Source organism: Streptomyces sp. NPDC006208, assembly GCF_040613775.1.
In the GTDB taxonomy this organism is placed as follows: Bacteria; Actinomycetota; Actinomycetes; order Streptomycetales; family Streptomycetaceae; genus Streptomyces.
On record NZ_JBEXSW010000027.1, the window covers coordinates 106,987 to 120,325 of the forward strand.

Annotated in this window: 9 protein-coding genes and 1 pseudogene; 2 read left to right on the top strand and 8 right to left on the bottom strand. The window is 70.8% G+C overall.

All coding sequences use genetic code 11. From position 1 onward, the window contains the following. Position 1: 1 nt before the first annotated feature. Positions 2–2,443 (bottom strand): SpoIIE family protein phosphatase, encoded by a 2,442-nt coding sequence (locus ABZ208_RS22790; protein ID WP_356911284.1) that lies wholly within the window; start codon positions 2,441–2,443, stop codon positions 2–4. Positions 2,444–2,683: 240 nt separating this feature from the next. Between ABZ208_RS22790 and ABZ208_RS22795 the strand changes: the two genes are divergently transcribed. Together ABZ208_RS22795 and ABZ208_RS22800 are read left to right on the top strand one after the other, a co-directional pair. After that, a complete protein-coding gene (locus tag ABZ208_RS22795) occupies positions 2,684–3,607 on the top strand; it encodes a MurR/RpiR family transcriptional regulator (RefSeq protein ID WP_356911285.1) in 924 nt (307 codons plus the stop codon). Between the two features lie 310 nt (positions 3,608–3,917). Further along, positions 3,918–4,307, top strand: coding sequence for a hypothetical protein (locus ABZ208_RS22800; RefSeq protein ID WP_356911286.1), 390 nt, complete (start codon positions 3,918–3,920; stop codon positions 4,305–4,307). 142 nt (positions 4,308–4,449) lie between these two features. Here ABZ208_RS22800 and ABZ208_RS22805 read toward each other — a convergent pair whose 3' ends face one another. From ABZ208_RS22805 to ABZ208_RS22835, 7 genes and pseudogenes are all read right to left on the bottom strand, one after another. Next, positions 4,450–7,329 carry an NHLP bacteriocin export ABC transporter permease/ATPase subunit gene (locus ABZ208_RS22805; RefSeq protein WP_356911297.1) on the bottom strand — a complete coding sequence of 960 codons (2,880 nt, stop codon included), beginning with the start codon at positions 7,327–7,329 and terminating at the stop codon, positions 4,450–4,452. 49 nt (positions 7,330–7,378) lie between these two features. After that, complete coding sequence (locus tag ABZ208_RS22810) at positions 7,379–9,685, bottom strand: NHLP family bacteriocin export ABC transporter peptidase/permease/ATPase subunit (RefSeq protein WP_356911287.1); 2,307 nt, start codon at positions 9,683–9,685, stop codon at positions 7,379–7,381. After that, complete coding sequence (locus ABZ208_RS22815; protein ID WP_356911288.1) at positions 9,682–10,488, bottom strand: HlyD family efflux transporter periplasmic adaptor subunit; 807 nt, start codon at positions 10,486–10,488, stop codon at positions 9,682–9,684. The genes ABZ208_RS22810 and ABZ208_RS22815 overlap by 4 nt, the downstream gene beginning before the upstream one ends. Before the next feature lie 127 nt (positions 10,489–10,615). After that, a complete protein-coding gene (locus ABZ208_RS22820; protein WP_328403748.1) occupies positions 10,616–10,834 on the bottom strand; it encodes a type A2 lantipeptide in 219 nt (72 codons plus the stop codon). 768 nt (positions 10,835–11,602) lie between these two features. After that, entirely contained in the window at positions 11,603–11,902 is a 300-nt protein-coding gene (locus ABZ208_RS22825; RefSeq protein ID WP_356911289.1) for a DUF1876 domain-containing protein, read from the bottom strand. A gap of 98 nt (positions 11,903–12,000) precedes the next feature. Further along, complete coding sequence (gene opcA / locus ABZ208_RS22830) at positions 12,001–12,975, bottom strand: glucose-6-phosphate dehydrogenase assembly protein OpcA (protein ID WP_356911290.1); 975 nt, start codon at positions 12,973–12,975, stop codon at positions 12,001–12,003. Next, positions 12,972–13,339: pseudogene (locus tag ABZ208_RS22835) on the bottom strand (glucose-6-phosphate dehydrogenase); the annotation flags it as partial. The gene opcA and the pseudogene ABZ208_RS22835, both read right to left, overlap by 4 nt.

Here is a 13,339-nt window from a genome sequence, read left to right on the forward strand (position 1 = left end):
CTCACTCGTGGCCGGGGTCCCTGCGGGGCCAGCGGGCGCCGAGCAGCAGCGCGATGTCGTCGGGGCGGTCGACCTCCTGGCGTGCCTCGTTGATCAGGCGGTCGGCCGTCTCCGCGAGGGTGTACGTGCTCATGTCCGCGAGGGCGCCGCGCAGCCGCTCGATGCCGAGATCGATGTCGGCGCCCGGTTGCTCGACCAGTCCGTCGGTGTACAGCGCGAGCAGCGCACCTGGCTCGAGTTGCAGCTCGGCGATGGGGTAGCTGGCCGTTCCGTCGACGCCGAGGACCACGCCGCCGGCCAGGTTCAGCACCTCGGTTCTGCCGTCGGGATGGCGCAGCAGCGGCTGCAGATGACCGGCCCGCACCGCTTGGGCGAGGCCGGTACCGGGGTCGAGGGTGACATAGCAGCAGCTCGCGAACTGGCCCGGGTCGAGGTCGATGAGCAGCCGGTTGGTGCCGCTCATCACTTCCCGCGGCTCGAAGCCGCTGAGCGCGAACGCCCGGACCGCGCTGCGCAGTTGGCCCATGGTGGCAGCGGCGGCGACACCGTGTCCCTGTACGTCGCCGATGACCAGGGCGAGTCCGCGGCCGGTCTCGATGACGTCGTACCAGTCCCCGCCTACCTCCATGCCCTGGGTGCCGGGCAGATATCGCCCGACGGTGTCGAAGTGCTCGACCACGGGCAGTCGGTGGGGCAGCAGCGCGTTCTGCAGGCCGCGGGCGAGGGCGGCTTCGCTGTCGTAGCGCTGGGCCCGCTCCAGGGCCTGGGCGATGAGTCCGGCGAGCGCGGTGAGGACCGTGCGCTCCTCGGGGCTGAAGCCCCGAGGATGGTCGAAGCCGAGGATGCAGGAACCGACCGGCCTGCCGGAGGCGATCAGCGGCAGGAACGCCCGGGCACCGACGCTGGCGTCCAGGGGGATGCCCGGATACGCATCGGCGAGCCGCTGCATGGACTCGAAGAAGATCGGCCGACCGCTGGTGAGCGTTTCGACGCCCGGCAGCTGGGCCTCCATGGAGACGCCGTCGAAGCGGTCGAGGAAGCCGCGGGGGAAGCCGGTCTCCCACGCCAGATAGAGATGCCGCTCGTTCAGGAGGTAGATCGCGAGCTGGCGGCCGCCGAACGCCGGCAGCAGCTCCTCCGTGACCACGGCGGAGACCTGACGCGCTGTCACCGCCTCGGTGAGCGCGATGGCGAGGGCGACCGGGCGGTACAGCGCCACCGCCCGGTCGGCCGTGGACCCGAGACCGAGGCCGGGCACGATGACCGACTCCGGGGTGTACGCGGGCGGTTCCTGACCTTCGAGCTCGACGGTGAGTCCCTCACGCCCCGAGTGGAGGGAGGCCGACAGCCACGTCCCGCTCGGCGTCCTGGTCTGGAAGCGCACGGGGTCCCTCGTCATCAACGCCGCCCGGTAGTGGTCGTCGTGGCCGGCCTGGCCGAGCCACGGCAGCGCGTCCCACAGCAGCCGTCCGACCAGTTCGTCGCGGGCATGCCCGAGCAGTTTCTCGGCATTGCGGTTGACGTAGGTGATCCGTCCGAGACGGTCGAGAGTGAAGACGCCCTGCGGAAGCCGGTCCGCCGCCTGGGAGACCACGGGCGTCGTGCCGAGGTCGACCAGGAGCCCGGTCAGCCGGATGCCCTCTGCCCCGGCGGGCGGGTCGACGCGGCGGCCGGACACCTCGAGCACATGCGGTCGCCCGTCCGGCCCGTTCAGACGCATTCTGCGGGACACCGGCCGGTCCGACTCGGCGGCCTGCCGGGCGATCGCCCACAGGCCGTACGCGTCCTCGGGTGCCAGGCGCTCCGCCAAGGCCCAGACGGTGCCGGGGAATTCGGCGGGGTCCATGCCGAGAATCGCGCACAGCCCCTCGTCGGCGAGCACGGCGCCGGTGTCGATGTTCCAGTCGAAGCGGCCGACCTGTACCGGTGGCGCCGTGCGCACGGGCAGTGTGACGGCCACCGCCTCCCCGTCCCACTCGACCCGGGAACCCTTCTCGCCGATGGCAGTCAACATCGCGCCGAGCCCCTTCCCTGTGCCGATCATCTGGGCGCGGTCGTCCTGGTCGATCGGGACGCCGGGGGTGGCAGGCCGCAGCACGGCCATCACACCGAACTTCTCGTGCTCGCTGATGATCGGCACGTACAGCGACCCGAAGGGGAACGGCAGACCCGCCATCAGCTGCGGGTAGCGGCGCATCGACTCCTCGGCATCGCCGAGGAACACGGGCTGGCCCGAGCGGTAGACGTCGGACAACGGGAACGGGCGGTTCACATGCATGCGCGTCCAGGGACGGAACAGCTGGGTGGGGAGCCCGGCGACCACCGCCAGCCGCAGCAGCCCCGGTGTGCTGGAGCGCATGTACACGCCGCCGGCGAAGCCTCCGACGGCTTCGATCGCGGCCACCTCGGCCTGCGCGATCGCAAGGGCCACTTCATCGGGCACGGGTGCTCCACCGTCTGCCGCCGCCGCCACAGCACCGGCAGCATCGTGTGGCGTGCGCCGGGCCGCGCCGAACCAGGTCACACTGCCAGCATGCTCCCCGGCTGCCGCGCCGCGCATCCTTTCGCCCGGCGGCTGAGCGGGCGACCGTGCCGGGCGGTTTCGCGCGAGCCGACGTTCATGAGGGCGGCCACGGTGAGTGAGCTATGTTGAACACGAGCGTCACGAGAAGGAGGCACACCGGTGCCATCAGGGCAGCAGGCACGTGCGCAGGCGGCTGCGATCACGCCGGGAGGGAAGGCTGCGGGCCACGAGCCCGCCCCGGCTGACCGGGTGCGCGCACTGTTCGGCGGCCATCGGCTGTCCCCCGGGCAGCGGCGCATCGCCCAGTACCTGATCGACCACCTGACCGAGGCCGCCTTCCTGTCCATCACGGACCTCGCGGAGCGGGTCGGTGTGAGCCAGCCGTCGGTCACCCGGTTCGCGACCTCGCTGGGGTTCAGCGGCTACCCGGCGCTGCGGGACGTGCTGCAGCCCATCGCGCTGAGTGCGGTGGCCGGTTCGCCGGAGACCCGGGAGCAGATCCGCCGCAACGAACTGCAGGCGGCCGTCGATGCAGAGATCGAGAACCTGGAGAGTCTGCGCCGGCTGCTCGCCGACACCAATCAGGTGCTGGACATCGGCCGCGAGCTGGCCCGTTCGGTACCGCTGACGATCCTGGGCCTTCGCATCTCGGTGTCGCTGGCCGAGTACTTCGCGTACGCGGCACGTCGTATCCATCCCGATGTGCGCCTGGTGACACGTGGCGGCAGCGTGGCCTACGACGGGCTGTTGCAGTCCCGGGCCGCGGGCGGGACATGGGTGCTGGCGTTCGCGATGCCCCGCCATGCCAACGAGACGCTGGCGGCGGTACGGGCCGCCCGCAGCACCGGTCTGCGCGTGGCGCTGATCACCGATCTGACGCTCGGCCCGCTGGTGGACGAGGCGGATGTGGCGCTGACCGCCGGCACCGGGTCGCGGCTGGTGTTCGACTCGTACGCGGCTCCGGGGGTGCTGTCCGCGGCCGTGCTGCAGGCCATGGCGGATGCGGACCCGGAGCGGACGCAGGCGCGGCTCGAGGGGTACGAGCAGGTCGCCGATCAGCACAAATTCTTCCTGGAAGACTGATTTCACCCACTCCGTGCAGTGAGATTTTCATGCCCAGGCATGCATGAAATTTTTCATACTCTTGCTTACTCGACGGTATATATATTTACTGCACATGGCGGCCGGGTCCCCCGATGCCACGGAGAGCGAGACCCACGCCCTCACAGAACCGAACACCCAGGCACGACGCTCCCTCCTCGCGCCGCGCCTGGTGTTCAATCCGGGCCTTCGCACCCTGCGGAGCGCCCATTGGCGGCCTCGGTCAACCCCTGGGCCGAGGCCGCCAACACTCTCTTGACCAGAGTTTCGGCACCATCCGGAAGCGACGCCCATGTCCCAGACGACCCTCACCACGCTCAGCCCGGACTGGCCCTGCCAGGTCAAGGCCCCCGGGTCCCATGACTGGGAGCGCACGGCCGCCCGATGGCTGCGGGACCTGCTGCCGGCCCGCTACGCCGCATACTCGCCGCTCAACCGCCATCACATACTTCTCGCCCGCCATGCGCAGCTTCAGCTTCAGCACGAGATGCGCGCGGTGCGGGTGGCACTGCAGACGTCCCGGGCCGAACTGCCCACGCTGGGTGTGGCCGAGGCGGTCATCGAGAACACGATCCGGATGTACGCGATCGAGCTGGAGCAGCTGGGCCGCCTCGCCCGCGGCGTCCGGCTCGTCACCGAAGCGCTCCTGGCGACAGGCGGCGCCGCGCACCGCAGGCGGTAGGCCCTGTCCTTCTGATCCGGCCTGCCCTTCTGATCCGGTCCGATCCGGGAGAAGGGCCCTGGGGCGCCCCTGGCGGTCCTCGAGGCCCGGCCCGGCAAGAACCCGCCCGGACAGGGCCCGGCGGAGCCGAGGTCCGTCCGGGTCATGCCATCTGACGCCGCACCAGCGCGTGCAGGTGGCCCGCGGTGTCGGCGAGCAGATCGGCCGGCCGGCCCTGTTCCACGATCCGCCCTTCGGCCATCACGATCACGCGGTCGGCGTCCATCACGGTGGAGAGCCGGTGTGCGATCACCAGGCGGCTCGCCTGAAGTCGCCGGGTGGACTCGATGACGATCCGCTGGGTCTCGTTGTCGAGCGCGCTGGTGGCCTCGTCGAAGAAGAGGATGCGCGGGCGGCGCACCAGTGCCTGAGCGATCATCAGCCGCTGCCGCTGCCCGCCGGAGATCGCTCCGCCACCGGCGATCATGGTGTGCAGCCCCATCGGCATCCGCTTGATGTCCTCGGCCAGTCCCGCCATCTCGGCGGCCTCCCACACCTCCTCCTGGGAGAAGGTCTCGGCGCCGCAGATGCAGTCCAGGATCGACCCCGTCAGCGGCTGGGCGTTCTGCAGCACGACGCCGCACTGACGGCGCACGGCCGCCTGGTCGAGTGCGGCAAGGTCCTGTCCGTCGTACAGGACGCTGCCCGATACCGGCCGGTCGAAGCCGATGAGCAGCCGCAGCAGGGTCGACTTTCCGCAGCCGCTGGGCCCGACGATCGCGACGAACTCCCCCGGGTGCACCTGGAGGGACACATCGTCGAGGACCAGCGGGCCGTCGTCGGTGTAGCGGAAGGAGAGCTTGCGCGCCTCGATGCCGCCGGACAGCGCGCCGGGCTGCGCACTGCTGCCGCGTACCTCCGGGGACTCGTCCAGAATCGGCCTGACCTGCTCGAACATGGGCAGTGCGGCGGCCGCCGACACCAGCACACCGGTGAGTTGGGTGACGGAGGTCAGCAGCATGGTCACGGCCGTGTTGAAGGTGAGGAACGCACCGGCGGACATGCTGCCGCGGGCCGGGCCCGCCAGCAGCATGAACATGATCAGAGAGCAGAGCGGCAGGCACACGGCGTCCAGCACCGTCGTCAGATTCCTGATCCGGCCGGCCCGCTGCTGGAGTTCACGGGAGCGGGCGAACTGGCGTGCCCAGGCCGCGTAGGCGAAGCTCTCCGCGGCCGCGACCCTGAGTTTGGGCAGCCCCCGCAGGGTCTGGAACGCCTGGTTGTTGAGCTTGTTGCCGAGCTCGACCAGCCGCCGCTGCCACCGCACCTGCCACAGACCGAGCGACAGGAACACCGCGCCGATCACCAGCAGCATGGCGATCGCCGCGAGCGCCAGCGGGACGCTGAACCAGAGCAGGAGCACGATGTTCATCACGCCGACGGTGCTCGCCTGGACGGCGACCGGACCGATCCCGGACAGCACCCGGCGCATCGCGCTGATGCCCATCGCAGCACTGGCCAGTTCGCCGGTGGAGCGTTCGGTGAAGAACTTCGTCGGCAGTCGCAGCAGGCGGTCCCACACGGCGGGCTGGAGGCTGCTCTCGATGCGGCCCTCCATACGCAGGATGGTGAGGTTCTGCATCAGCATGAACGCCGCCGACACCATGCTGGTGATCATGACAGCCAGGGCGACCTGCACGATGAGGCTGTTGCGGGCACCCGGCACATAGACGCCCAGCACCTGTCCGGTGGCGATGGGTACGAGTGCTCCGAGGCCGACGGTCACCAGCCCGCTCAGCAGCAGGTTGCGCAGGTCCGGGCGGGTGCCGCGCAGGCTGAACCGGACCAACCGCCAGATGTTCGCGGGCCGTTCGGGCAGCGGGCGGTAGAACATGACGGCACGCGGCTCGAACTCGTCGGCGTTGTCCTTGCCGATACGGGTCCGCGAACCGGTGAGCGGGTTCACGGCCTCGTAGCGTCCACGCCGCCACAGCAGTGCGACCGGCGCGCCGGAGGCGGCCCGCCGGCCCACCAGCGGGCCGGTGTCCGAGCGCCACCAGCGTCCGTCGAGTTTCACCGCACGGGTACGTATCCGGGAGGCGACCGCGATGCGCTCGACGGGCGAGATGCGCGCGTCCGAGGTGCCGCGGTCGTCCGCGGCACCGCCCTTCGGGGGCTCACCGAGGGTGATCCCGGCCGCCTGGGCGACCCGCCTGCACACCGCGAACGTCGCGTCGTCGTCGGCGCCGTCCGCGCGGGCGGCGCCGCGGGCTCCGCGCTCGGGCCTGCCGATGGAGGCGAGCAGTGCCTCGTCGGCGTTGGCACGGACGGCCGCACCCGCCTTGATGCCCGCCGCAGCCCGGTGCTCGTGCGCCCGCTCAAGGCGTTCGATCCAGCCGTCGACCGCGGACAGCAGCCGGTGCTGCTGGTTGACCATCCGCTGCCACAACCCGGCGTCGATCAGCAGATCGCCCGCCGCCTCCGCACTGTAGGACGCCCCGTACTGCACGCTGCCCGGCTCGACCGGCATCCACAGGATGTCGTCGTCGGCCATCGCCTCCTCACCGGCGGGCCGTCCGTCCAGCGGCGCCTCGAAGAGCACGCCCAGACTGCGTCCGACTCCGAGCGCGAAGGCGTGCTCGAGCGGGGTGGGGGCGGGCGGGTGGCCCGCGTAGGTGTCGTACGGGTCATGGGCCCCGTAGCCGCCGGGGGCCGGGTACCCGGGGTGTCCGGCGTACTCGGGGACGTAGAGCTCCCGCAGCGGGATGCGGTGCAGCAGGCAGCCCTGCGCGGGCCTGCCGACCAGGGTGTGCTGGGGGCCTTCGACGGGGCCGAGCAGCAGGGTGCCCGCCTCGAGGCGGCCGAGGAAGTGCCAGTGGCCCTGGGCGGCGGCGTCCACCGCGAAGAGGTCCAGGGAACCGCCCACGACCAGCCACAGCACCTGCGGTCCCTCGAGATGCAGGCTGCGCACTCCGGTGCAGTCGACGGGGGCGCCGAGGCCGCCGAGAGCGTGGATGACGGGGTCGGTGACCATCTGCGGCATGGCCGCCGTGCCGGGGCCGAGGTCTGCGGAGGGATGTGCGGACGACACGTCAGTGCTCCTTGACCAGCCGGGCGTACGCGCCCTGCGCGGCCACCAGTTCTTCGTGGCGGCCGCGTTCGACGACCGCGCCGTGGTCGAGGACCACGATCTCGTCGCTGTCGCGCACCGTGCTCAGGCGGTGGGCGATCACCACGCAGGCGCAGCCGCGACGGCGCAGGTTGTCCATGATGATCCGTTCGGTCTCCGCGTCGAGGGCGCTGGTCACCTCGTCCAGCACGAGGATGCTGGGGCGGCGTACGAGTGCCCGGGCGATCTCCAGGCGCTGGCGCTGCCCGCCGGAGAAATTGCGCCCGTCCTGCTCGACGCGGCTGTGGATGCCCTCGGGGCGCTTGGCGATCACGTCGTCGTAGAGCGCCGCGTCACGCAGTGCGGCGACGACGGCCTCGTCGGGGATCGACGGGTCCCACAGCGCCACGTTGTCCCTGACCGTGCCCTCGAACAGGAAGATGTCCTGGTCGACGAAGGAGACCGAGGCGGCGAGCGCGCTGCGGGGGATGTCCTCCAGCCGCTGTCCGTCGATGCGGATCGCTCCCTCCCACGGGCTGTACAGGCCGGCGATCAGCCGGGAGACCGTGGACTTGCCGCTGCCGGAGCCGCCGACGAGTGCGACCTGGCGGCCAGGACCGACCGCGACGGAGAATCCGTTCAGCAAGGGCTGGTCGAGGGGGCTGTAGCCGAAGGTGATGTCCGTGAGCGTCACATGGCCCTTGAGCCGGCGGGTGTCGGTGGCGGGCTGGTCGCGGGTGTAGAGCCCGTCGACCGGGAAGCTCTCGACGTCCTTGAGCCGGGCGACGTCGGCGGCGAAGTCCTGGATCCGGCCCGCCACCCCGTTCAGCCGGGTGATGGGTGCGGTGAAGCGGGCCACCAGCGCCTGGAACGCGACAAGAAGTCCGATGGAGATATGGCCCTCCACTGCCCGCAGGCCGCCGATCCACAGGATCAGCGCGCTGTTGAGTGTCGCGAGGGTGGGGGCGACGACGGCCAGGGCCGCGCTGGGGACGCCCAGGCGCTGCTGCACCTCCAGGGTGGTGGCGTGCTGACCGGCCCAGCGGCGGAAGTATCCGTTCTCGCCACCGGTCGCCTTCATGGTCTCGATCAGCTGGAGTCCGGTGTACGAGGTGTTGGTGAGGCGGGCGCTGTCCGCGCGAAGCTTCTGGGTGTTCGTGGCCCGCAGCCGTACCACGATCCGCATCGCCACCACATTGAGCAGCGCGATCAGTACGCCCACGACGGTGAGCTGGGGATCGTACGTCCACAGCAGGACGGCGTAGAGAATGACCACGATCCCGTCGACGGCGGCCGCGGCGAGGTCGCGTGCCAGTGTCTCGGCGACCGCGTCGTTGGACTGCAGCCGCTGCACCAGGTCGGCCGGGCTGCGCTGGGCGAAGAACGTGACGGGCAGGCGCAGCAGATGCCGCAGGAAGCGGGCGCTGCTCAGCGTCGAGGAGATGACGCGCCCCCGCAGCAGATTCGCCTGCTGAATGCCGGTCAGCACGGCCGTCAGCGCCACGGTCGCCCCGAGCGAGGCGAACAGCGGGCCCAGCAGGGAGGTCTGTCTGCCGATCAGGAACATGTCGATGTACGTACGGCTCAGCGCGGGCACCACCGCGCCGACGGCGACGAGCAGCAGGCTCGCGAGCAGCGCGGCGAGCAGCGTGCCGGAGGTGCCGCGCAGCCTCGCCGGTACGGCGTTCATCACGCCCGGTCTGCGGCCGCCCTTACGGAAGGCGGCAGAGGGTTCGAGGACGAGCACGACACCGGTGAAGCTGGTGTCGAAGTCCTCCATGGGGACGAAGCGGCGTCCCTTGGCCGGGTCATTGATGTACACACCGCGGCGGCCGAGGCGGCGCCCCGTGCCGTCGTAGACGACGTAGTGGTTGAACTCCCAGAAGAGGATGGCCGGGCCCTGCACCTCGGCGAGGGCGGTCGACTCCATCTGCATGCCTTTGGCGGTGAGGCCGTAGCTGCGGGCCGCCTTGAGGATGTTGCTGGCGCGGGAGCCGTCGCGGGAGACGCCGCACGCGATGCGCAGCTCTTCGAGCGGCACGTGCCGTCCATGGTGGCCGAGCACCATCGCGAGCGCGGCCGCGCCGCATTCGACGGCCTCCATCTGGAGCACGGTCGGTGTGCGGACCGTGCTGGTCTTCTTGCTCTTGGGGCGCCGGCGGGCCTGGGCCCGCCGGGTGCCGTGCGTGCCGCGCCGGCCCGCTGCCGGCTCGTCGGGGCGCCGGCGCCTGCGGTCTGCGGGCGGCAGCTTCTGCTGCCTCGTGGCGGCGGAGTCGTGGGATGCGGTCATGGCAGGAGCCAGTCGACCGGGCGCTGCTCGCGCAGATGGACGGCGCCCGTGGCGGGCGTCATGGACTCCAGTGCGTACGGCGGCCCTTGGGAGGCGGACCAGTCGTAGCCGGACCTGGTACGCGAGGAGCGGTTCAGCTGGACCAGTACGGTCAGGGGCTGGCCACCCTGCGAGAACTGCTCGCCGAGCTGGCTGCTGCCGAGGAACGCGGTGATCCGCTGGCGGGTCTGGGCAGTGCGGCCGACCGCCTTGACCCGGCCCCGCAGCATCCCGAACTCCTGTGTGGCCACCGAGTGGACGGTGAGGTCGACGCGCGCGCCCACGGGCACGGTGGATCCGCTGTCGGCCGGCACGTACAGCACGGCCATCAGCGGGTCGTCGGGATCGTCGGCCCGCTCGACGGCGGCGACATCGGCGCCGGTGGTGACCACGGAACCGATGGCGGCCACGAGCGTGGTCAGCCTGCCCGCGGCGATCGTGCGCACGACGGTGTCGCCCTGGGCGGTACGCACCTTCAGCAAGGGTGCGTCGGCCCGTACACGGTCGCCCTCCTCGGCGAGCACCGCGGTGACCTGTCCCGCGACGGGGCTCTGCAGGACGTAACTGCCCTGGGCATGGGTGAGGATGCCGGGGGAGGTGACCGTGGAGGAGACCGTACCGGTGACGGCCCATACGGCGGCGGCAATCATGGCGACGACGGTGACGGCGAGCACCAGCCGGCCCTGGGGCCGGGCGAAACGTACCGGAAGATCGATCTCTTCCGGCGATTGCAGCTTGGAAAGGGCCTGTTGGCGGAACTGCACGATGCGCTTCCCTCAACTGCCTGGGGATATTACGAGAACGGCGTGACGTGTGCCCCGGAGCCTGGGGCGACTCCGGGGCACACGGCGTGGACTGCCGACAGGAGGGACGCCGGCATTCCGAAAGGACTTACAGACCGGCGACGAGACCGGTGACCGGGCCGGTGACGGCGGCCGTGTTGATGCCGGTGGCGCCCTCGACGAGGCCGGTGACGGTGCCGACGGTGGCGGACACCGGGGCGATGGTGTCAAGGGCGGCGGTGGCGTTGCCGACAACGGCGCTGTGCAGGCCACCGGCCACGTTGTCCAGCTCGCTGTCGGAGATCTCCTGGGTGGGGATGAAGCTCATGGGGACGTTCCCTTCACATGGGGTATTTCGAAATGTTTGCGCCCGGCCGTGCCGAAAAGGGCAGCACCGACCGCAACGCGGGCGTCGGATTCCCGTAATCGGGAACCCACGGGCGACTCCCGCGGTGCGAAGGATCAAAGCACGGAGTCGTGTTGGGCAGCCAATCGAGAACTGCCTGTTCAGCGTCCGGCGAGGCGCTGAATTACCAAGACGTGCACGTCCGCACATGGCTTGGTGCCATCTTCTTCACCGGATCACCCGATGCGAATGCATTGCGGCCCCGAGGGGCCTGCACACCGAACTGGACATTCCCGCCCAGAGGGCGATACTTGCTGGTCAGCGGGGTAGGCGCGGTAGGGAGACCGTGTGTCGCCTGAGCATTCGGTGTGCAGATTCACGGGAGGGCATCGAATCCTTGACGGCTCATCACCACGGTGCGCAATGCGCGCTATTTGCACCGGCATTCCGATTGCGTCCGCCGAGCCCGGCGGCACGTCTCCCGCAGCACGTCGCGCGACGTTCGGCTGCGGTCCGTAGCGGATTGCGCGCACAGGCTGGAAGGGCTTCTTCTCGCGCCGCAGCCCGATCAGACCTGGGGTGTTGTTGTTCCCGGTTCGAGAACGGCTGCCACGGTGAACTCGGTCCGTCCGTCCGGTCTCCCTTCGACGAGATGCCCGGCATCGTCGGCAGCGCGGCCGGTCCGGGCGAACCAGGACGGTCGCCTCGCGGGCGGCCTGCGGCCAAGGCGGTGCAGGTGGCTCAGGCGTCTCAGGTGGTCAGCTCGGACCAGCCGGAGACCGGCGCCGCGGGCCTGCCGGACGGCCCGGCCTCCTTGCTCTCCACGTCGTGGTAGGCCACGCGCATCAGGTCCAGGGAGAGGTTCTTCATGGCGCGGGCGGCGGCGAGTTCGTCACCGATCTCCGGCACATCCCCGTCCTGCGGGCTGCAGCGGGCCTTGCCGGCGGCGCTGAGCTTGGCCGTCCCCGTGTCCAGGACGGCCCGCGCCGTGGTCGTGCCGCCGTCCTCCGACACGAACAGATCGACCTTCCAATGCAGGGTCCGGGTCATCGTCCGCCTCCTCTCCGGCTGCGTGGCACCGCACGCGAGGTTCCCCTCAAGCATTCACCCGCGCACGCCCGCCCGCGAGCCCTCGGCTGCCCCGCAGCTCACTCCGCCGTCTCTGTGGCCGCCGTGTCTGTGGCCGCTGCCTCCTCCCCCGGGCCCGGAGCGGTGACCGTGGCCCGCAGCGCCGCGGCGTAGGTGTCGTCGGGGTCGAGCCTGCGCAGTTCCTCCGCGATCAGTTCGGCGGTGGTGCGCACCTTGAGGGCCAGCACCCGGCTCGGCTGTCCCGGGATGGCGAGCCGGGCCACCGGGCCTTCCGGCCGGTCGATGTGGATCTCGCCGTCGGAGGTGCGCAGCCGTACGGCGGTGACCACGGGCCCGTCCGTGACGACCATCTCGACCGGCACTTTCAGCCGGTCCGCGAACCAGCGGGCCAGCAGCTCGGCACTCGGGTTCTCGGCCTCGCTCTCGACCACTGCGGAGGTGACCTCGGCGCGCGCCTGGTCGAGCGCGGCGGCGAGCATCGAGCGCCACGGTGTGAGCCGCGTCCACGCCAGGTCGGTGTCACCGGGCGCATATCCGGCGGCGCGTGCGGCGAGCTCGCTGATCGGTGACTCGACCGCGTAGGCATCGGTGATACGGCGCTGCGCGAGGGCACCGAGCGGATCCTTCGCCGGGACGGGCGGGGAGCCGACCGGCCACCACACCACCACGGGCGCGTCCGGGAGCAGCAGCGGGAGCACCACGGAGTCGGCGCGACCGGTCAGTTCGCCGCGCAGGCGCAGCAGTACGGTCTCACCCGCGCCGGCATCGCTGCCGAGCCGGAGCTCCGCGTCCAGGCGCGTGTCGTGCCGGTCCCGGGGCGAGCGCGAGACCCGCCTGATGACGACCAGGGTGCGCGAGGGGTGCTCACGCGACGCGTCACCGGCGGCCTTGATCGCGTCATAGGCGTGCTCCTCGTCGGTGACGATGACGAGGGTGAGCACCATGCCGACGGCCGGGGTGCCGATCTCACGGCGGCCCTGCACCAGCGCCTTGTTGATCTTGCTTGCGTTCGTGTCCGTAAGGTCGATCCTCATGGCCTGCGCCAGCTCCGTCCGTCTCGTGCGAGCATCTCGTCCGCCTCCGCCGGCCCCCAGGTGCCGGCAGCGTACTGCGCGGGCTTGCCGTGGGTGTCCCAGTACGCCTCGATCGGGTCGAGGATCTTCCAGGACTCCTCGACCTCCTCGGTCCGCGGGAAGAGGTTGGCATCACCCAACAGGACATCGAGGATGAGCCGTTCGTACGCCTCGGGGCTCGACTCGGTGAACGACTCGCCGTACGCGAAGTCCATGGTCACATCGCGGAGCTCCATCGAGGTGCCGGGCACCTTGGAGCCGAACCGCATCGTCACACCCTCGTCCGGCTGCACCCGGACGACCAGGGCGTTCTGCCCCAGCTCCT